Below are 21,587 nucleotides of genomic sequence, written 5' to 3' on the forward strand. Positions count from 1 at the left end.
TTGTTGGAATAAGCCACGTCCAGCTCCAGCGCTCAGAAGGGCATTTATATTAATCCTCGCTGGAAAACGCGAGGAAACTGACAGTTCAAGCCCGATTGGTTCAACTAATATTCAGTGGGGAACCACCATTGAATTAAGTTCACAATATACGCTGCTAAACGGGCGCTTACGCTTTCGTTCATGTTAAATTGTCCGCAGTAATAAACGCTTTAAAAGTGGTGCAAAATGTTCCGGAAGCTGATTAACTCCCGGTATCATTAAGTGTTCTTTTCCATAAATATTTTGCATGGTTGAATCCTCGCGTTCATCGATTTCACCTTCCGAAAGAAACATTCCGATTACATCGATTCCGCGTTTGCGTGCCTCAGAAACAGCAACATTTGTGTCGATGATCCCATTTTGGTCGTAATTGACGGCGGCAGGCTCCCCGTCTGAAAACACAAGCAGAAATTTATGTTTCTCACGGCGTTCTGCCAGTTGTTCCGCCGCAATCCGGATACTGAAGCCGTCACGATTATCCTCCTGTGGCTTCAGCTGCATGATGGCAGCGCCGTTTTTTTTGTAGAATGAATCCTTGAATTGATGCACATGATGGAAGTAATTCGGATAATAACCTTCCCGCACATCGTTTGCTTCCTCCCAGAAACCGATAACTGAATGCGGAATCTTCAGCTGGTTCAGCACCTCATGAAACAGGGTGATACCAAGTTTCGTTTCATCCATCTTATTATGCATCGAAGCAGAGCAGTCTACGAGCAGGGTAAAGGCGGCGTCGATTGCTTGCGATTCTTCATTTTTTTTATAAAAAATACGCGGGTTTTCGTCTGTTGCAACTGGCAGCAGATTTTTCGATAATCTGCCGAACAGCAAATTTTTTCGTGGCGCATTCATTTTATGTTCCAGTACCTTTTCAATGGTCGTGGCCAAACGGCGCTTATGGTCTTCAATTGCTCCGGCTGCTTCTTCGTATGCTTGATTTTCCTCCGGTGTTGGCACAGTTGCGTACTTGTCAATGGCAACTGCATATTGGTTGTCCTCACCATAGCCGGAACCATTTGTTCCACGTTCTTCAGTCGTGTTTTCTTTATCCAGTGATTCTGTATCCGGAAAGTCATTTTTTTCACTTTTTCCAGATGATCCTTGAATTTCTGCCATTGCCTGGTCGCCGTCTTCTGTTTCCCTCGCACTGCCGCCTTTTATGCTCGTTTTTGTTCCGGATTCCAATTCAAACTGCAAAAAGGTCTGCTTGCGGTCACTGTTTTGGTTTTCCCGGTGCCAGGTTGGGAATGTTTCATCAATGTACTCACTATCTTCCTGGTCAGCATCTTCCCGGGTGTTGTTTTCCAATGGATCCGTGCGGGTGAGCTCATCAAATAACGTATTTTGTTCTGTCTGTTCATGATGTGTGATCGGAAAAGCGAAATATGTGTTGAACATGTCTTTGTAATTTTCTTCCAGCATTATTGTAACCCGTTCTGTGATTCCGGTAACGTCCTTTGTGCTGATGACATCAAACGCACTGTACAAAAGCGGCTTTAGGGTTTCCAGTTGATCGAGTTGCCTATCCGAAGCTCGCGGATAGCTCGGATCCGGCTGATCAGCCTGCAATAGTAAATAAATCAGGCAAAATAACTCGTCAAGCGGATAACCCCGGGTTACATTGGTCAACCGCTGCGTCTCGAAGTAATGGTTCAGGTAATTGTGTCTAATGGTAAAATCACGCTTTGTACCCGGACGTTGGTTGATGATAATGTTTTCCAGTCTAAGATCCTCCAGTAATGTGAAAAGCTGCACAGAAAACTTAGGAAGCTTTGTTTCGGAAGTGTCTTTTGTTAACGTTCGAATGGCGTGAAGATCCGAATGATATAGTGTACCCAGCGCCCGAAGAAACACATCCGACTTATAGCCGGATTTCTTAATGGTTCTTTCGTTCACATCCCAATGGTGACTTCCTGTTGCAATATGTTCTGCGAAGTCGATAAACGATCCGTGCCTATATTCAAACGTAAGGTCCGCCTGATTGGACAGCACTGTCGTTAAATCCTGGAGCTGCATATATAGATCGGTATCAATTTTCGAATCATCCCAACGGTTAAATTTCATGTGCTGTCCTCCTGTCTGAAATCAGTTGTTTTGGTTAAAAAAGGGTGTCGGTCAGGTTTTTAACAAATTCCTTTTCACGTTCTTCATCCAGCTTTTCTGTAATTGCCCGTTGAATCGCGCGTTTTGGCGGGATGATGGAACATAAATCACACGCATCCAGCAATGCGCGGATGGAGGCAGCATCCTCGGACACCTTTCCCTGAAATGCAGCGTTAATCAGGTCTTCAGACAGTGTTACAAATAATTTGATCAGTTTCTTATCGGTCAATCGTGTCTGGGATTGGATCAGTTCTTCCAACTGTTCGCCCTGAAGGTATGGAATGTCGATAACAATGAAACGGTTTTTCAGTGCCTCATTCAACGGGACGGTTCCTATATAACCTTCATTAATGGCAGCGATAACGTTGAATCCGTTTTGCGCTGTGATAATTTCATTGGTAAATGGATTGGTCACAGTCCGCCTGTAATCAAGAACCCCGTTTAGAAGCGGCAATGTTTCCGGTTTTGCCATATTGATTTCATCTATATACAGGAATGTGCCAGCATTCATTGCACTTGTAACCGGTCCCGGAACAAACTCAATAACTTGCTTATCACCCTCATAGGCAATTGTTTTGAATCCCATCAGACTCTCTGCATCAAGGTCGACTGAGCAGTTAATGCTGAACATTGGCTGTCGGAAAAGATGTGACAATGTCTCGGCAAATCTTGTTTTTCCTGTGCCGGTAGGACCTTTGAGCAGAATGTTTTTGCCCATACTGAGCGCAGTGATTGCATCAATCAGCAAATTCTGGTTGGGCGGGACATAACCGCCTTCCTTGATTAGTTCCTGAAGGTTGTTATCAGTACGTGTATTTTCGATTAATAGATCATTGATTTTTTCGGGTAAATTGTAATTCGTTATCATCTATAAACTCCTCTCAGGCATATTGTAAACCTTCAGGAAGCAGTTTACAAAATAAGTGCAAAATGTGGCGATGGTGTGTCAATAGAGACATGCATTTGATGGGAATGGAGTCCAGGGACATGCACGCAAAAAAGGATAAGTGATACAATTGGTGCAACATATTTTCAGGAGGTTATTTGATGAATGATACTATGCGGGAAGAAGTAATTGCATTATATAATAGACTGATTAAGTCGTGGAATAGCCGTGATGCGGAAGGGATGGCGGCGGATTTTTCGGAAGATGGGATTCAGATTGGGTTTGATGGCAGCAAAGTAGTTGGACAGGCGGAAATTCAAGCACACGTGGCGCCGATTTTTGATACACATCCAACACCGCCTTTTATAACGAAAATAAAAGGTGTCCGGCAGTTGGGATCTGATGCTGCGGTGATTGATGCGATTGCTGGAATGGTGCCCCCGGGAAAATCAGATATTGACCCGTCGGTGAACGCGCAACAGACTATGACTGCTGTAAAACATGAGGGTGTGTGGCGGATTGCGCTTTTTCAAAATACCCCTGCACAGTTTCATGGCCGGCAGGGGCTAGTTGATGAAATGACAGAGGAACTGCGGGAAGTGTATCAAAACAGCTGAGGTTCGTTATACTGGCTAAGCTGAATGCATACAAATGGTAAAACAGCCTGTCAGGTGTTTAGGCGGTTTGTATAAGAGGAACAAAGCAAGTATGTGAACGATGAAGCAGGAGCTGGTTGAAATGTTCGGGCAACGAATCAGGCATACGAAACGGTATCAGGAAATTGTCAATGTGTTTATGAAGAACGGATTCAGTCATTTTTTATTTCGGGTTGGACTTGCTGATCGCGGTCTGGCGAAAGGAATGGTTCCTGGGGAAATTGACCGGAATATGAAAAGTGTGGGAAAACGGCTGCGACATGCACTGCAGGATTTGGGGCCGTCATTCATCAAACTCGGGCAGATTGCCAGTACGCGGTATGATGCACTTCCACCGGAAATTACGGAAGAATTGGAAAAGTTACAGGACCATGCTGTTGTCATTCCTTTTGAACAGGTTAGGCAAACAATTGAAACTGAACTGGATGATACCCTTGAAAATATATTTGATCAGTTTGATTCGGAACCGCATGCGACAGCCTCAATCGGGCAAGTACATATTGCCCGGCTGCATAGCGGGGAAGAAGTAGTTGTTAAAGTACAGCGACCGGGTTTACGATCCAAAATTGATACGGATTTGGAAATTCTTCAGGGCATTGGCAACGTATTGGAGGAGCGGACTGCCTGGGCCCAGCGTTATCGGCTCAGTGCAATTATTGAAGAATTATCCGCTTCATTGAGGAATGAGCTGGATTACTTAATGGAGGCCCGTGGATCCGAGCGGGTAGCCAAGCAGTTTGATGGCCGGTCATTTGTAAAAATACCGCTTATGCATTGGGATTTTTCCACGAAACGTGTTTTAACGATGGAGAAACTTGATGGCATAAAGGTGTCCAAAATTGAGGAATTGGATGCCAAAGGTTATGATCGAAAAATAATCGCCCGACGTCTTGCAGATGCGATGCTGCACCAGTTGCTCGACAATGGTTTTTTCCATGCAGATCCACACTCCGGAAATATTTATGTTTTACCGAATAATACGATTGCATTTCTTGATTTTGGGGAGACCGGCCTGATCAACGAAAAATTGAAACAGCATTTTGCTTCGATCATTGTCAACCTTCATCAGGGCAATACGAAATCTATGATTAAAACATTTACGAGAATGGATATTATCGGGGATAAGACTAAGCTTGAGGTGCTGCAGCGGGATCTGGATGACCTTCATGCCCGTTATGAAAATATAAAAATGAAGGATTTAAGCCTTGGCCGGATTATACTGGAAATATTCAGTGTGGCGTATCATAACTATATTAGAATTCCTGCTGAACTGGCGCTGATCAGCAAAGTAATCTTGACACTCGAGGGTGTTCTGCGCCGGCTTGATCCGGATTTCAGTTTAATGCGGGCGACAGAACCTTTCGCGCAAAAATTGATGTGGAAGAAGTATCGGCCAAAAGAAGTCATCCGCAATTCAATCGGAGAACTTGCAGAAGATATTGGCATTATTTCCGAACTGCCGCAGGATTTGAAAGATGTCATGGACGTTGTCAAAAAAGGTAAAATCGGTCTTGATATCAACGTGAAACAGAGCGACCGCATCATGCGCCGGCTTGATAAACTCAGTAACCGGCTGGCATTTAGTATTCTGATGCTCGCGTTCAGTATCCTGATGGCAAGCCTGATCATCGGGTTCGCGATTGTCGGGAAAGACACTTTCATCTGGGAACTGCCCATTATTGAATTTGGCGCGGTCATAGCATTTCTTATGTTTGTATTGCTGGTCATCACGATTATACGCTCAGGCAGGATGTAGCAATAATTCAACAGATTTGACAGGCAGGGACATATCAAAAAGTTTCTTTAAAGTGTAAGTGTTTTCCACGCTGAATGCAGGAGCGGGATGTAAAGGGATTTTGTATTTCGGAATTATAATTGTGAACATTATCATTTCGATTGTGAACTTTAGCATTTTGACCATGAACTTTATCATTTCAGCTGTCAACTATAGCGAAAACGCCTTCCGCTTTATCATTTCGGTGCGGCCCGCAAAAAAACTGCCCGCTCCCCACTCAGGAAGCAGACAGTCACACAATTGCCGAACAAATTATATTCCTCTTTTTCAGCGACTTGAAGGAAAGGCATAGGTGAAACCCCGCAGTGCGACGAGCATTACTCCCGCCGAATATGCTTCGGGTTGCGGGGAGTGCTGCTTCATGAAACACTTGCAACACGACGAGCACCAAGCACAGGGAGGCTCAGCAGCCGCCCGCGGTAACGAAGACACTGCAAACGTTTGCTTGAGCAGATGTCGCACTTATGCTTGAAAGTGAAAGCGTAGTTTATTCGCTCATCCCCCAACACCAGCTTTTCCTAATTTGACAAAGTTGAGGTGGTGCCTGGCACTGTTGACCGTAATGCCGTAATGACCGTGTCAATGTGTTGTTCGTTTGTTCCTGTGCCAAAGGAGAGGCGGATCAGCTGTTTTGCTTCATCGGTGGATTTCCCCATTGCCAATAGGGTGCGGGCTGTGTTTTGTTCCCCTGTATTACATGCGCTTCCGGTCGAGATAGCGATGCCGAGCCGATTGCACTCAAGCATGATGAAGTGACCTTGTGCGCCTTCCGCGGAAAGCCCGACAATCTGCGGAAGCTGGTCAATCGGATTTTCAATCACCCGGATCTGATTTTCAACCGCAGTCAGCCCCCTTATCAGTCGTTTCCTCAGTGACAAAAATTTTGTCTGCTGCATATTCATCCGTTCGTTACTGATTTGTGCTGCTGTTGTGAATGCCGCAATCCCCGGGACATTAACTGTACCAGGACGGAAACCTTTTTCGTGAGTGGTTCCCGGAAGCTGCATTCGCCATGTGATCGCTGGATTTATATAGCATGCGCCAACACCTTTTGGCCCGTAAATTTTATGGCTTGATACGGATAAACTGTCAATGTGATAAGCTTCGATATTGATTGGTATTTTACCAAATGTTTGTACACAGTCGGAATGAAAAATAATACCGTTGCTGTGAAGCAGCTTGCCAATTACATGGATTGGTTGAATGCTGCCGATTTCAGGATTGCCATGCTGGATTGATGCCAGAATGGTTTCAGGTGTAATGGCTTTTTTTAAATCTGCCAGCTCAATCTGGCCATATTCATTAAGCGGTAAAAACGTTACGGTAAACCCTTCATCTTCAAATTGCTTAAACAAATGAAAGACTGATGAATGTTCCGCTGCAGTTGTAATCAGATGTTTCCCATTTTGCTTGTGTGCATACACAAGTGACCGGATCCCAAGCAGGTTGGCTTCTGAGCCGCTGCCTGTAAAATAAACTCCCTCTTTTTTTCCATTTAGGATACCGGAAATTTCGCTCCGGCACATTTCCAGGACTTCCCCTGCCGCAGATCCTATATCATGCAAACTGCTCGGGTTTCCAAAGAAAGTCTTTGATGCTTCATGGAAGGTGTCCAATGCTTCCTGACACATTGGCGTTGTTGCTGCATAATCCAAATAAATCATCGTATCCCAATCTCCTCATTAGTTTTTCCATCTTGTCTTTTATTTAAATATATGTAAATATAGGTGTCAAGACATATAAAAAGACGGTTGGATTTAAGGGAGGTAAGGTGATGCCGGACTATGATGTCATTGTAATCGGATGCGGGATAGCTGCACTGACCATTGCGAACCGCCTAGTTCCGGATAAAAATGTTGCAATCATTACAAAAGAAAAACGGGACAACAGTAACTCCGTGCTGGCACAAGGCGGGATAGCGGCTGCACTTACCAATGAAGATACGTGTGATGCGCATTTCACCGATACAGTGGTTGCTGGCTGTCGGCATAACGACGCGGATGCAGTATGGAAACTTGCTGCAGAGGCACCCGGTCGTATTCGCAGACTGATTAATCAAGGCATGGCATTCGATCGAGACAACGATGGCCACCTTATTTTTGGAAAAGAAGGAGCGCATTCATGCCGTCGAATTATCCATGTTGGTGGTGATGCGACTGGAAAACACCTGATTAATCACCTGCTTGAACAAGTATCAGACCGTGTAACGCTAATCGAAGACGAAACAGCAGTTGATTTGATCACATCCGGCAAGCATTGCACAGGAGTTACAACTGCCGCTCAACATGGTGATAGAAAACGATATACTGCTTCTCATGTTGTGTTGGCAACGGGTGGCTGTGGTGGCCTATATACGTACACGTCTAATGCCCCCTCGATAACAGGTGATGGTGTTGCCATGGCCTATCGGGCTGGAGCTGAACTTGCCGATATGGAATTTATCCAGTTCCATCCAACATTGCTTTATCACGATGGACAGGGAAAAGGACTGATTTCGGAAGCGGTGCGTGGCGAGGGTGCTGTACTGATTAATAATCAAGGCGAGCGAATTATGAAGCATGTCCATTTACTTAAGGATTTGGCCCCCCGTGATGTGGTTGCCCGGACTATTTTTTCCCGTATGTTATCCGGAGAGCAAATCTTTCTTGATATTTCGATGATCGAAGCCTTTGATCAAAAATTTCCAACGATAACCGGAAAGCTTCATTCAAACGGGATAGATCCGGAAAAAGGGCTGATTCCAGTTATTCCTGGCGCGCATTTTTCCATGGGTGGGGTCCGGACTGATTTAGTGGGACAGACTTCCATCAATGGACTTTTCGCTGCCGGTGAAACTGCTTGTACCGGAGCCCACGGTGCAAATCGACTGGCAAGCAATTCACTCCTGGAAGGTATTGTGTACGGAAATCGTATCGCAGAGAAAATAAAGGGATGTCATGGTGAAGATAGTTGTTCACTCACAGCAGATTTGAAAACGGCATTACCTGTTTCTCTGTCATTACCGGAAAAAACAACGATTCGGCAAATGATGCTGGAGCATGTGGGAATCACCCGGTCTGAAGCAGGATTACATAAAGTTATCAGATGGCTTGAAACGTATAAACAGCAGATAGACGGATGTGATTTGAGCGAACTGACAACAGATCAGCTTACAAAGGTAAATATGATCACTGCCGGGTGGCTGATTGCAACATCGGCACTGATGCGTACTGAAAGCAGGGGCGCGCATTTCCGGGAGGATTTTCCGGTTGCTGATGATTTGAACTGGTATCAGCGGCCGATTATACGAAAATATGAAACAACAGAACAACTGCACACAGTTTAGAAACAGGAGGGGAAGTTTGCAATGAATGTTTTAGAAGCAATGAAAAAAAATTCAGAGGTAATAATGCCGGAATCCTACCGGGAGCTTGAACGGGCGGAGCTTGAAGATCGTGTCCGGGCAATTAAAAAACGAATGGGGGACAGGCTGTTTATACCGTGCCATCACTATCAAAAAGATGAAGTAGTACAATTTGCCGATGCGATTGGAGATTCGCTGAAACTTGCGCAGATTTCGGCACAAAATCAGGTAGCGGAAGTTATCGCATTTTGCGGGGTACACTTTATGGCGGAAACGGCGGATATTTTAACGACCGATCAACAAACTGTTATGCTTCCGGATATGCGTGCAGGCTGCTCGATGGCGGATATGGCTGACCTCAATCAGACGGAGAGGTGCTGGGATGTGCTGCAGAATACATTCGGCGATACTGTTCTGCCGCTCACATATGTCAATTCAACAGCCGCCATTAAAGCATTTGTCGGAAAACATGGCGGGGCAACAGTGACTTCATCGAATGCTAAAAACATGATTCAATGGGCACTTCAGAAAAAAGAACGTATCCTGTTTTTACCTGATCAGCATCTTGGCAGAAACATCTCACATGAGCTTGGCATTCCACTTGAAAAAATGGCTGTCTGGGATCCGATCCATCACACTTTTGAATTTGACGGGGACATCAGAGATGCCATAATTATTCTTTGGAAAGGTCATTGTTCGGTCCATGAAAACTTCCGTGCGGATCATGTCCATCAGCTGCGCGAAAAAGATGCGGAAATCAATATCCTGGTGCATCCGGAATGTCCGTATGAAACGGTATCCATATCGGATTACGCCGGATCGACCAGTTATATCATTGAAACGATTGAAAATGCATCAGCCGGCAGCAAATGGGCAATCGGTACGGAAATGAATCTTGTACAGCGCCTGATCAATCAGCATCCTGATAAGGATATTGTATCGTTAAATCCATATATGTGTCCGTGTCTGACCATGAATCGGATTGACCTTCCGCATCTGGTATGGGCGCTCGAATCGATTGAAAAAAACGAAACCGCTAAACATCAGGTGAAAGTGCCGAAAGAAATTTCGGGCGATGCGATGCTTGCGTTGAACCGGATGATGGAACAGTGAAAACCAAATTTGTTTATGCATAAAGATACAGCAGGAGGAAACTAGATGAACCAGATAAAATTGAAAAAAATGCTACAGGATTTTTTGCTGGAGGATATCGGGGATGGAGATCTGACTAGTGAATTAATTTTTCCGTCTGAACAATTGGGAAGTGGTATGTTTATGGTTAAACAAACGGGAATTATTTCCGGATTGGATATCATTCCGGCTGTATATTCCCTGCTGGATCCGCAAATTACCACGCAAATGTTTTGCGCCGATGGAAACAGGGTTACTGCCGGCAGTAGAATTGCACAAGTAAAAGGACCAATGGGAGCGCTTTTAACTGGAGAACGGCTCATTTTAAATCTCATGCAGCGGATGAGTGGTATTGCAACAATGACCAGACACTGTGCAGACCTGCTGGATGACGATACAATTCGTATTTGTGATACACGAAAAACGGTTCCCGGGCTCAGGATGCTGGATAAATATGCGGTCATAACAGGCGGTGGCAAAAATCATCGGCTTGGACTTTATGACGGTGTTATGATAAAAGATAACCATATTGCATTTTGCGGATCAATAACTGAAGCAATAAGAAAAGTGCGAAATCACGCCGGTCATATGGTGAAAGTAGAGGTTGAAACCGAATCAGCTGACCAAGTACGGGAGGCAGTTTCTTCAGCAGCGGACGTGATCATGTTTGATAACCGCAGCCCGGCAGAAGTACGCCGATTAGCTGAACTTGTGCCGGAACATATAACAACAGAAGCATCCGGTGGAATCAACCAGGATACAATCCGTGCATACAAAGGCACCGGTGTTGATTACATATCGCTTGGGCTGTTAACACATTCAGCGGAAGCGCTGGACATTAGTTTCCAGGTTGAAGCCTAACAACTTACAGCAGGCACAAACACATGACATCTGCCTTCTAATCTACTACACTATCATTAGTGTATATGATTGGGGGCAAATTCCATGCGAACTATAACAGATCATCTCGGCCGTAAGGTGACCTATTCTTTTCCGCCAAAAAGGATTGTATCGTTTGCACCGGCAATTACAGAAACAATGTATTGTTTGAAACTGGATGAAGAATTAGTTGGCAGAACAGGTTTTTGCATCCACCCGAAAGACAGGGTGGAGCAGGCGGCGAAAGTTGGCGGAACCAAGCAGGTTAAACTTGACCGCGTACATGACCTCCACCCCGATTTAATCATCGTGGAGAAAGAGGAAAATACAAAGGAAATGGTTGAACAGCTGGAAGAGCATTACCCTGTGTATTGCTTTGAGGTGCAGACGGTTGAAAATGCATACCGGATGATACGCGATCTTGGAGAAATCACCGATCGCGAAAAGGTAGCGGGAAAACTTGAAAATGACATTCAATCAGCGTTCCAGCAGCTGCCGAATATTGATGGAACACGTGTGGCGTATGTTATTTGGAAAAATCCTTATATGGTAGCCGGCGGGGATACGTATATTAATTCGCTTCTTCAAAAAATCGGGTTTACCAATGCATTCGAAACATTTGGGGGCAGGTATCCATCGGTAACAGAGGAAGATCTCCAGCAGGCTAATCTGGATTATGTTTTTTTGGCTACCGAACCATATCCATATAAAGAAAAACATTTGGACGAATTTCAGGCTATGATGCCCGAGACAATACCGGATATTATCGATGGTGAAATGTTCTGGTACGGCGGCAGAATGTTGAACGCTGTATCATATTTCAATAAAAAATTAATGGGAATGAAATGAGGTGCTTTCTTCACAAAGCACCTTGTTTTTTATTCGCAGATATAATAGTTTTCCCAGATATCATTTCGTGAGGCGGGGGGATTTTTGTGTATGGAAGGTTGATATGTTTTCCTGGTGGTTGATATATCCTGCTGGAGATTGATAGCTCATTCTGAAGGTTGATTTCAGGTTCATGAAGGTTGAAAAACTAGCTTTGAAGGTTGATTTCAGCCCGCATTCAGGCATTTCTTTTTGAATTCGCCTGCATACAAACATTTCAAACACAATATGTTGATTCAGCCTATGAGACAAATAAACAGGTGAATTATCGTTGGTTAAAAAAGCAATTACAACACGATATCGCCACGCATTATGTTATCCTATTAAACATATCATCTGACAGAAATGGAGGATACATATGGTTTCTAAAAATGGCAATCAAACAGTTTACTCCATTTTATTCATTATCGGTATATGCCACATGCTTAATGACACATTACAGGCGGTTATACCCGCGATGTTTCCTATTTTGGAAGAGTCGTTAGGATTAACGTTTACACAGCTCGGGCTTATTACATTCACGTTGAATATGACGGCTTCTGTGATGCAGCCTTTGGTTGGAATTTACACAGATAAAAAACCGATGCCTTATGCGTTACCTATTGGGCTGGCAAGCAGTATGTTCGGAATCATGGGCCTCGCATTTGCTTCCGGTTTTTGGATGATTCTTTTGAGCGTGTTGTTTATCGGGCTTGGATCGGCTGTTTTTCATCCGGAAGGTTCACGTGTTGCATACCTTGCCGCAGGTCCCCGCCGAAGCACGGCACAGTCCATTTATCAGGTGGGCGGAAACTCCGGACAGGCTTTGGCTCCTGTCATTACCGCGTTAGTGCTTGTTCCGCTGGGACAGTTTGGTGTCATTTGGTTTACTGCTGTTGCAGGTCTTGCAGTCATTTTCCTGAGCTATATAGCAAGATGGTATGCATCAATGACGCCGACCGTTGTTACGAAAACGAAATCGGCCGGAAAAAAATCCGCAGATAAAAGATTTGCGAGGGGCATTCGAAATGCACTGATTGTCCTTATATTCATTATCTTTGCCCGCACATGGTATGCAAAGGCAATTTCCAATTTTTATGCGTTCTATGCGATTGAAAAATATGACATGTCGATTGCACAATCACAATTTTATATTTTCACCTTTCTATTGATGGGGGCAATTGGCACATTTGTCGGCGGCCCGCTGGCAGATCACTTCGGAAAAAAGAATGTTATTTTATTTTCCCTGTTGGCTGCAGCTCCATTGGCATTGCTTCTTCCTTATGCAGGTCCGGTTATTGCTGTTATATTACTCGGTTTGATCGGGTTAATTGTAATGTCGAGCTTTTCGGTTACCGTTGTTTACGCACAGGAATTGGTCCCCGGTAAAATTGGCACAATGTCCGGTCTCACGATTGGACTTGCTTTTGGCATGGGAGCCATCGGGTCAGTTGCTTTAGGTTCATTAATTGATTTTATCGGACTGACACCGACTATGGTTACTATATCCTTATTGCCGTTACTTGGCCTGGTAACCTTTTTGCTGCCATCTGATCAAAAAGTTAGTGAATGGTATTCGGATTAATAGCAGGCTTTTTCCGCAAATGTAGACAAATGATAAACGATATGTTTATAATTAATTACGCTAAGTAATCTATATGGTTAAATTTCATAATAAATTAAATAATCAGAAAAATGGTTGCAATCAGTAAATTACTGCTCCTCCGCATGGCGTCAGATATATGATGCTGCTTTTAAAGCGCGAGGCGCATCTTTTTGCTGTTGATCTGATGAAAATTACCCATTGGTTATTTGGCAATCTGTAAAAAGTCATGATACATATGCTGATTTGGTGTAGTTCTAATTACATAGTAGCGGTAATTCAGCCGAATAAACAGAGAAGGCATGTGTGTTTTAATTTAGGGGGAAGTGGTAAACCGTAAGAATTCTGACAAAGGATGCTAAATGTTTCCTATTTTTTGAAAACTGGAACAAAAACTTTGGCAGGCATCAGCCTGTAAATTTTGGAGGGTTATGGAATGAAAAAGGGAAAATTGAAATGGTCTCTTGCAGCTGCGCTAATCCTGTTCCTGGGGATGTTTCTTGCAGCATGTGGCGGTGGCTCCGAAGATAAACAATCTTCCGGTGACACGAAAGCGTCAAAAAATACCGAGCTGGCCGACAAACAGGAATTGAATTTTGTCCGCAGCTCTGATTTGCCTACAGTTGATTTATCAATGGCTACAGATACAACATCATCAGAAGTTATTCAACGTACTCACCCGGGTCTTATCACATTCAAAAACAATAAAATGGTCCCGGAAATGGCCGCAGAAATGCCGGAAGTAAATGAAGATGGAACAGTTTATACTTTCAAGCTGCGTAAAGACGCTAAATGGTCAAACGGCGATCCCTTGACTGCTAAAGATTTTGTGTTTGCTTGGCGTCGTCTGGTTGATCCGGACACTGCTTCACAATATGCCTATATTATGGGTGTAGCGAATGTTAAAAATGCTGAAAAAATCCTGAACGATAAAAGTCCGATGTACGGCAAAGTGGAAAAACTGGGAGTGAAAGCAGTAGATAAGCACACGCTGCAAGTTACCCTGGAATCACCAATTCCTTATTTCACGAGTTTAATGGCTTTTAACAAATTTGGTCCATTAAATGAGGAATTCGTTAAAAAACAAGGTGATAAATATGCCAAGGAACCGGAAAATCTGTTGACGGTTGGTCCATATAAACTAACCAAATGGGAGCATGGTGTCGGCTGGACATTGGAGAAAAACAAAGATTACTATGCGGCAGATGAAGTGAATATCACTAAAGCAACTTTTAAAGTGGTAAAAGAAAAGAACACGCAATTGAGCCTGTATAAATCCGATGACATTCAAGTAAATGGTTTGTCTGCTGAACAGGTAAATGCATATAAAGAGAAACCTGATTTTCATAATGTTCCCGGAAATTGTATGTTCTGGTGGGAGCTAAATGCTGAGAAAGTGCCGGAATTCAAGTATAAAAAAGTTCGTAAAGCAATGTCCCTGGTAATAAACCGCAAAGGACTTACAAGCGTATTATTAAACAACGGTTCCATTCCTGCAACACACGTGGTTCCGAAAGACTTTACACAAGGACCGGCCGGAAAAGGATTCCACGAAGGACAGGATGAATTCCTGACTGGTGGTGTAGAAGAAGCGAAAAAGCTTTGGAAAGAAGCGAAAAAAGAACACGGCTTCGATAAATTGGAAATTACTTTCTTATCGACAGATGGAGATCTTGCCGGGCAGGCTGCTGAATTCATGGCAAATCAGCTGGAACAATTGGATGGCATGAAAGTAAACATCAAAAAATTGCCATGGAACGCATACCTGGAGCATGTTAACTCAGGTAGCCACGAGCTTGATGGTTCATCCGGATGGTGCCCGGACTACAAAGATCCAATGACTTTCTTAGGCTATTGGCACAGTGATGGCCCGAACGATGCAAATGGTATTGAGCGTGAGAAATATGATAAATTGATTGAAAAAGCACGAAATCTTGCTAAACAGCAGAAAGAAAAAGAACGCTGGGAAGTACTGCAAAAAGCTGAAAAGGTATTGATCGAGAATGCAATTGCTATTCCAACCTATCAAAAAGGCAGCGCAATGCTTGTCAAACCGTATGTAGAGGGAATTGCTTTCCAAAACTTCGGTCTTGATACCTATTTCAGAGAAGCAAAAGTTTATAAGCATTAATTATTGAAGATAAACGGGCATTCATGTGAAATCACATGAGTGCCCGTTTTTTCTTGCAGGATAAATTGGATATATGTCGAAAAGGTAATGTGGCTGATGGTTTACAAGACAATAATGTAATCTTTCAATTGGGAGGAAATCTAATGAAGGAAATATTAAAAAGAGTGGGGACAACATATCTTCCGGTATCAGATGTGGAAGAATCTGCAAAATGGTATACGAGCAAGCTGGGGGCGGAAGTGAATTATCAGGATACAGATAAGGCGATTTTAAATTTTGCTGATCAAAGCTTTTTTCTAGTTCGAGCAAAAACGGGAGAGAATGCGAATTTTTATGATGTTCATGGAACAGAGTGTTTTTCCATTACCTTTGAAGTGGATGGTGCGGAGGCTTTGAAAATGTTGCGAAATGATTTATTTACGAAAGGTGTGCGAGTCGGTGAAATCGAGGATCGCGGTCATTCCGGCAATAATTTTGTGTTTTACGACTCGGATGGAAATAAGTTTGATGTATGGAGTGAGTTGAGTCCAACGTTCAAAAGGATTTACCGGCTGGAGCATGAATCGTAAGGGTAGTAATTCAAAAAAGGGAATGTTCGGAGCGATGCTGCGTCAAATGGGACAGGCCGGTGCATCATCCGATTATATTTATTACTTGTACGATATGAGATGATTCAGTTTTTCAAGAATAATTCACCGTTGGGGATTTCGTAATCTCCTTCATAATGGCCTTGCGGAAAAATAAACGTCCAGGGTGTGCTGGTCTTTGATTTACACGTGAAAGGCAACGAAAACCTGTGTTCAGCCATTTTTGAGCTATTTGTGTATAAGACAATTTTTTCCTTATTCCATGTTACTTCCGCTTCGCCGATGTTGTGGATCAGTACTGTTACCAGCAGGTTCCCGCGGTGATTTTTTGCCTGCCATAGCGGTGTGAACTGTATAATCTTGTCCGGTTTCAGGGTTGCAAGCTCAAATGATTGTTTTATGGTATGCCGATCCTTTTCGGAAAGTGTACTATCCCATGCAGGATGAAATTGGAGAGTTTGCAAAAGGTTACCTCCTTTAATTTAAATAATCACAGTTTTAGTCGAAACTTTCCTTAATGGCAACAGATTAGCTTATTCTTTAATTATAGTGCATAAGCTTGGCAGGGGAAAGGATGATGGATTTGCCTGCCAATGATTGCTTATTACTGAGAATAAGCCGTTCGAACTTGGACAGAAATAAAGTAAGCATACAACTTATAAATAATGCAATGTTCGAATGGGAGGTCATTGATATGACACATCAATCCCTGCATGCGCAGCTGCAGCAGGCGAGCCGGCAGATACAGGAAGCACAAGAAGCTGCACGTCAGGCGCAAGGTTCCAATGAACAACTCCTGAATCAGGCAGGTCAGCTGTTGGATCAGGCTCAGCATGATTTGGAGCATGCGCAAAATCAAGCTGGAACAGAGGCAACAGAGAACGCACAATTCCAGCAGGCGTATGAACAACTTCATGATACGCGTCAGCAGGTACAGGAAGCACAGCAAAATAATCGAGATGTTTTATGACTAAAAAGCACAAGCCTTCCTATAAGGGTCTTGTGCTTTTTAGTTGAAAATCATACCAGCGTATGGTGCATCTCCGTCTCCAGACAGAGTAAACCGTTCGTGATCCATGATAAAATAGAGACAAATAACAGAGACGGGGTGGAGATGAATGCATTTATTAGGTTCAAAGATGAAAATGGTGCACGAAACGAAAGTGATTGCTGGAGGGGGAGTAGAAGCCATCAGAATTCAGGCAAATCCGGCAGATATAAATGTGTCAGTCGGAACCGGGGATGATATTCACGTATTGCTGGAAGGTAAAATCAGTGAAAGTATTGCAAATAAGCTTGAATTTAGTGTGCAGCAAAATGGTGGTATCCTTGATATCGATATTATTAAACATCAGGGAAAGTTTTTTGGAGTAATGGCGACAAATCTTAGTCTGCACGTTACGGTTCCTCCCAAGATCTATGATGATTTCCATGTGACGTCATCTTCAGGTGATTGTGTGGTCAATAATATCGAAACAAAATCATATACCGGCATTGCTTCATCCGGCAACCATATTGCTGCCCGTCTTCGCGTTACAGGAAGACTGATGCTGAAAGCTTCGAGTGGGGATATGCTTGTCAAAAACTGTCATGCTGATTCAGTTATGGCTTGGGTAAGCAGCGGGTCTGTCCATATAAGAGACCTTACCAGCAAGCAAGCGAAATATGAGGCATCATCCGGTGAAATTGTTCTTCACACGGATCAGCTGGAAGGAAGCACAGAATGTAAAGTATCAAGCGGGAACATACGTATTCGCGGCAAATCGTTCAGTGGTGATCTGGATTGCCGGGCAACAAGCGGTAATGTGAATATTGACAGTGATGCATACCCGGAAAATTTGCGTGTTGACTGCCGGGTTACATCCGGCAGCAGAAAGGTTCGGATCGGAGGATTAACGGCTACGGAAAAACAGAAAAACAGTTTCTCCGGGGTAAGAGGAGATGCGAAAGCCAACTCGATATGTGCTGTCACCACCTCAGGGAATATTTCAATTATGGACTGATGTAATACAGCATGGTAAACGGAACTTGGCAAACATCGGGAAAGTTAGCCGCCCTCTATCTATTTGCAGTATATTTTGTTAAAATAAAAGAAATTAATGGTCGCGAACATGCGGAATGGTGGTGATTTACGATGAGTGCTCTATTCTCCAATTATGCTTGGTATGAACTGATCGGACCTGTCAGTCTTGTGACAGCAGCTCTGCTTTGTTATTGGTATATACATTCCATCATTAAGTCGTCACAGTTCAACGCGACAACGACACAGAAGACGTATTTCTTTACGGCAGTTATACTTTTTTATCTTGTCGAAGGAACGCCGTTTGCCGTTATTGCGGATGAATTTCTGTTCAGTGCATTGTCCCTGCAAATTTCCTTGTTGTGTTTTGTTGCGGTCCCACTGTTTATTCTAAGCCTGCCGAAGCAGTATTTGTCTGTTTATTTCTGGCATCACAAACGGTCCAAAATTGCTAAACTGGTGTTTGCGCATCCTTGGCCCCTGGCAGTAGCATTTAATGGGCTTGTAACAATATTTTTTATTCCATCATTTTTTAATATCATTCATGATGTTATGTTTTTACAATTTTTCTGTGAAATACTATTGATAACACTTGCCTTTCTTACATGGTGGATCATTATTCAGCCATCAGGCGAAATATCTGACCACAGTTATTTCATGCGGGCTGCTTACGTTTTTTTTACAGCGTTGTTTCTGATGCCGATTGGGATTTTCCTGCTTGTTGTACAGGATCCACACTACACATCTTACACAGCAGTTTCCGGTGAATTGATACCCGCGTTGACGGCTGTTTACGATCAGCAGCTTGCAGGCGGTCTGCTGAAATTTCTGCAGCTGACAAGTTATTCCATTGCGTTGTTCTATCTTTTAAAAATGTGGGGCCTTCGGGAAGAAGAAAATGAGGGCAAGGTTGACGAAGACAGACGGGTTGTTCAAGGCATTGTTATTAAGCTGAATGATCGTAACCGGCGAAATAAAGGGAAAAAAAGATAATATGTCACCAAACTCTTTTCGAACTTTGTGATTCGGAAGGGGGTTGGTGGCATTTTTTCTGCCATGTGATAAACTGAAAACATAAGTTAATAGATTGGAATACTTGAAAAAGGAAGGGATAGAATGAAACGTGCAGGAATCGTAGGCGGCCTGGGTCCGGAATCCACAGTAGATTATTACCAGTCTTTCATTCGCAAGTATCAGGACCGGATGGGAACTAAGCAGACATTGCCGGAGCTTTTTATTAACAGTATCAATATGTATAATATCTTTCAGTATATTAGTGAGGATCGATTTGGTGATCTTGTTGAATATGTTGCAAGTGCAGCTGTGAAGCTGGAGGACATTGGCGCTGATTTTGTTGTTGTGTCCGCCAATACGCCGCATATCGTATTTGATGAAGTGCGGGAAAAAGTCAATATACCGATGATCAGTATTGTGGAAGCAACGTTTGATAAATCTGAAGAACTGGGCTTGAAGAATGTTGGATTACTGGGAACGAAGTTTACGATGGAACATGAGTTTTTCAAAAAACCGTTTCAAACGGGCGACAAAAAAATTGTTGTGCCAAGTAAGACAGATCAGCAGTTTATCCACCAGCGTATTGTGGAGGAACTGGAAAATGGCATTGTCAATCCTGATACAAAGCAGGACTTCTTGAATATTGTTGGTAAAATGATTACTGATGAGAACCTGGATGGGTTGATTCTGGGATGTACAGAACTTCCGATGATTTTGAAAGATGAAGATGTGGAAATACCATTATTGAATACTACCGAAATTCATGTTGATAAAATGGTGGAACAATTATTTAACTAGCATACTAAAGGGTGTGAATCGGGATTGGTTTACACCTTTTAAAGGTGAGGATGTGCGCATGTTAATCTCCAGCTTGGATAGTGAAAAGCTGACCGATCAACAGGTTAGCCGTTTGTTATATGATGGAGTGGAAGATGACGGAAGAAATGGTGAATGTATTTTTGTTGCGGGGAGCAGTAAAGCTGCACAGTATCGTTTACCGAAAGCTGTCGAACTCTATAAAAATGGCAGGGCCGCCAAAATGCTGTTTTCCGGTGGTGTCAGATGGGAAGGACAGGATTATCCGGAAGCGTTGATGCTGAAGCATGAAGCGTTAAAGTATGGGGTAGCTGACGGAGATATATTACTTGAAGATATCTCGATGCATACCAAAGAAAATGTGCTTGCGTCATTGCTGGTAATGGATCGGGCTTTTTATCTGCACAATATAAACAGGCTTCTTATAGTTACCGGTTCGTATCACATGCGCAGGCTGCACTTGACGATGAAAACCTATATGCCGGAATGGATTGATTATTCCTTATGCCCGGTTAATGACAAATGGACCCGGCAAGATAACTGGTATAAAACTAAAATTGGCAGAAAACGGGCGAAAACAGAGTGTGAAAAGCTGCTCCATTATGTGAAAATGGGTGTTCTCGTTGATGAAAACATACGGTTTAATGATTAAACATGACAAAGAGGCTGGGGCAAAAGTGTCTTATCCAAAGAAAAACCTCTTTAATTGCACGTTTTTGGTTGTCCCAGCCATTTGGCTTTTATATTACAACAAACGTATCTGCATCTTTTCAGAAATTTGCTCACGGTACCGATCAAATTGGCTGATTCCCTTAAAGTTTGCCAGCAGCCCCTGGATGACAAATTCTTTTGCATCTGTCTTCTTGACTTCCTGTAGCAGATAATCAATCACTTCTTGCAATTCACTTTTCTTTTCCGCTTCAAGATCGAATTCATGCAGCATAGCCTGCATTTCCAGCAAATTGTCAATTACAACCTCTTTTTTTGTTTCTTCGGGTAAACAGATATCTGCAAAGGCTGCCTTCATTTTTTGATCCGTTATTATTGCTGGCCGCTTGCTATCCAGCAGGTTTTTGGCCGTTTCATCAATACGTTCCACGATAAACACTGCCAGTTCTGTGATATCCACTTCGACATTACCACTAAGCAAAATCTGAAAGTAACGATTCTTGATTCCTTCATAAATGATCCCCAGGTCGTGAACATATGGTGTAATTGCTTCACCATATATAGCGGCAAAATTGTTTTTATGCCATTGGGAAATTTCATATTCTTTAGCCTTTACGAGTTCAAAAAGTTCTTTATTAAGTGTGAAAGCCTGTTCTTTCAATTGTGTCAATATAAAATTACGGTGTTTCATTATGATATGGAACTGCACTTCCACCTGACGTATAAAATTATCCCTTGGACTTGATTGCTCATCGATAACATCCCGGACTTTATCCTGTATCAGATTATGATAATATTTAAAGATTTCAATGAAAAGCTCATCCTTTGATCGAAAATGCAGGTAAAAAGCGCCTTTGGATAATTCACTTTTTTTGGCTATTTCTTCTATAGAGGTGGCATAAAATCCTTTATCAGCAAAAAGTTCAATAGCTGTTTCAATAATATTTTTCTTCTTTTCGTTCATCGTTTCACGACCTTTTTACGGTGATGACTGATTGGTCATAAGCAAGATAACCATTCAATATAAGCATCATCTTATCAAAAATTT

General features: G+C 43.0%; 19 protein-coding genes. 14 read left to right on the top strand and 5 right to left on the bottom strand.

Annotation, left to right across the window (positions count from 1 at the left end; all coding sequences use genetic code 11):
* Positions 1–183: 183 nt before the first annotated feature.
* Both B1K71_RS07535 and B1K71_RS07540 read right to left on the bottom strand, forming a co-directional pair.
* Positions 184–2,103: a vWA domain-containing protein gene (locus tag B1K71_RS07535; protein WP_077325601.1), complete on the bottom strand. Its 1,920-nt coding sequence runs from the start codon at positions 2,101–2,103 to the stop codon at positions 184–186.
* A gap of 34 nt (positions 2,104–2,137) precedes the next feature.
* A complete protein-coding gene (locus tag B1K71_RS07540) occupies positions 2,138–3,010 on the bottom strand; it encodes an ATP-binding protein (protein WP_077325602.1) in 873 nt (290 codons plus the stop codon).
* A 179-nt stretch (positions 3,011–3,189) separates the two neighbouring features.
* Between B1K71_RS07540 and B1K71_RS07545 the strand changes: the two genes are divergently transcribed.
* Together B1K71_RS07545 and B1K71_RS07550 are read left to right on the top strand one after the other, a co-directional pair.
* Positions 3,190–3,645, top strand: coding sequence for an SgcJ/EcaC family oxidoreductase (locus B1K71_RS07545; protein WP_245799205.1), 456 nt, complete (start codon positions 3,190–3,192; stop codon positions 3,643–3,645).
* A gap of 121 nt (positions 3,646–3,766) precedes the next feature.
* A complete protein-coding gene (locus B1K71_RS07550; RefSeq protein ID WP_077330113.1) occupies positions 3,767–5,440 on the top strand; it encodes an ABC1 kinase family protein in 1,674 nt (557 codons plus the stop codon).
* A gap of 557 nt (positions 5,441–5,997) precedes the next feature.
* On the opposite strand, the gene B1K71_RS07560 is transcribed toward B1K71_RS07550, so the two are convergent.
* Positions 5,998–7,143 carry an IscS subfamily cysteine desulfurase gene (locus B1K71_RS07560; protein ID WP_077325606.1) on the bottom strand — a complete coding sequence of 382 codons (1,146 nt, stop codon included), beginning with the start codon at positions 7,141–7,143 and terminating at the stop codon, positions 5,998–6,000.
* 110 nt (positions 7,144–7,253) lie between these two features.
* Here B1K71_RS07560 and nadB point away from each other — a divergent pair, with 110 nt between their 5' ends.
* The 7 genes from nadB (at position 7,254) to B1K71_RS07595 (ending at position 16,002) form a co-directional block, all read left to right on the top strand.
* Positions 7,254–8,804, top strand: a complete 1,551-nt coding sequence (nadB, locus tag B1K71_RS07565) for an L-aspartate oxidase (RefSeq protein WP_077325608.1) — start codon at positions 7,254–7,256, stop codon at positions 8,802–8,804.
* A 21-nt stretch (positions 8,805–8,825) separates the two neighbouring features.
* A complete protein-coding gene (gene nadA, locus B1K71_RS07570) occupies positions 8,826–9,935 on the top strand; it encodes a quinolinate synthase NadA (protein ID WP_077325610.1) in 1,110 nt (369 codons plus the stop codon).
* A gap of 45 nt (positions 9,936–9,980) precedes the next feature.
* Positions 9,981–10,814, top strand: coding sequence for a carboxylating nicotinate-nucleotide diphosphorylase (gene nadC / locus B1K71_RS07575; RefSeq protein ID WP_077325612.1), 834 nt, complete (start codon positions 9,981–9,983; stop codon positions 10,812–10,814).
* Positions 10,815–10,898: 84 nt separating this feature from the next.
* Positions 10,899–11,681, top strand: coding sequence for an ABC transporter substrate-binding protein (locus B1K71_RS07580; RefSeq protein WP_077325614.1), 783 nt, complete (start codon positions 10,899–10,901; stop codon positions 11,679–11,681).
* Positions 11,682–12,078: 397 nt separating this feature from the next.
* Positions 12,079–13,284 carry an MFS transporter gene (locus B1K71_RS07585; RefSeq protein WP_077325616.1) on the top strand — a complete coding sequence of 402 codons (1,206 nt, stop codon included), beginning with the start codon at positions 12,079–12,081 and terminating at the stop codon, positions 13,282–13,284.
* 454 nt (positions 13,285–13,738) lie between these two features.
* Positions 13,739–15,433, top strand: a complete 1,695-nt coding sequence (locus B1K71_RS07590) for a peptide ABC transporter substrate-binding protein (RefSeq protein WP_077325618.1) — start codon at positions 13,739–13,741, stop codon at positions 15,431–15,433.
* A gap of 143 nt (positions 15,434–15,576) precedes the next feature.
* The gene (locus B1K71_RS07595; RefSeq protein WP_139343314.1) at positions 15,577–16,002 is read left to right on the top strand and encodes a VOC family protein; all 426 of its coding nucleotides are present in this window, start codon (positions 15,577–15,579) and stop codon (positions 16,000–16,002) included.
* Between the two features lie 104 nt (positions 16,003–16,106).
* Here the strand turns inward: B1K71_RS07595 and B1K71_RS07600 are convergent, their stop codons facing one another.
* Positions 16,107–16,484, bottom strand: coding sequence for an SLAP domain-containing protein (locus B1K71_RS07600; protein WP_175631863.1), 378 nt, complete (start codon positions 16,482–16,484; stop codon positions 16,107–16,109).
* A gap of 230 nt (positions 16,485–16,714) precedes the next feature.
* On the opposite strand from B1K71_RS07600, the gene B1K71_RS07605 reads away from it, so the two are divergent.
* From B1K71_RS07605 to B1K71_RS07625, 5 genes are all read left to right on the top strand, one after another.
* Positions 16,715–16,990, top strand: a complete 276-nt coding sequence (locus B1K71_RS07605) for a hypothetical protein (RefSeq protein ID WP_077330117.1) — start codon at positions 16,715–16,717, stop codon at positions 16,988–16,990.
* A 148-nt stretch (positions 16,991–17,138) separates the two neighbouring features.
* Positions 17,139–18,023 carry a DUF4097 family beta strand repeat-containing protein gene (locus B1K71_RS07610; protein WP_077325622.1) on the top strand — a complete coding sequence of 295 codons (885 nt, stop codon included), beginning with the start codon at positions 17,139–17,141 and terminating at the stop codon, positions 18,021–18,023.
* A 131-nt stretch (positions 18,024–18,154) separates the two neighbouring features.
* The gene (locus tag B1K71_RS07615) at positions 18,155–19,033 is read left to right on the top strand and encodes a cytochrome c oxidase assembly protein (RefSeq protein WP_077325624.1); all 879 of its coding nucleotides are present in this window, start codon (positions 18,155–18,157) and stop codon (positions 19,031–19,033) included.
* Between the two features lie 123 nt (positions 19,034–19,156).
* Positions 19,157–19,852, top strand: a complete 696-nt coding sequence (locus B1K71_RS07620; RefSeq protein WP_077325626.1) for an aspartate/glutamate racemase family protein — start codon at positions 19,157–19,159, stop codon at positions 19,850–19,852.
* Between the two features lie 58 nt (positions 19,853–19,910).
* Entirely contained in the window at positions 19,911–20,522 is a 612-nt protein-coding gene (locus B1K71_RS07625) for a YdcF family protein (protein ID WP_077325627.1), read from the top strand.
* 93 nt (positions 20,523–20,615) lie between these two features.
* Here the strand turns inward: B1K71_RS07625 and B1K71_RS07630 are convergent, their stop codons facing one another.
* Entirely contained in the window at positions 20,616–21,503 is an 888-nt protein-coding gene (locus B1K71_RS07630) for a TetR/AcrR family transcriptional regulator (protein ID WP_077325628.1), read from the bottom strand.
* Between the last annotated feature and the right edge of the window lie 84 nt (positions 21,504–21,587).

Origin of the sequence: Virgibacillus siamensis, assembly GCF_900162695.1 — a bacterium.
GTDB classification, from domain to species: Bacteria; Bacillota; Bacilli; order Bacillales; family Amphibacillaceae; genus Lentibacillus; species Lentibacillus siamensis_A.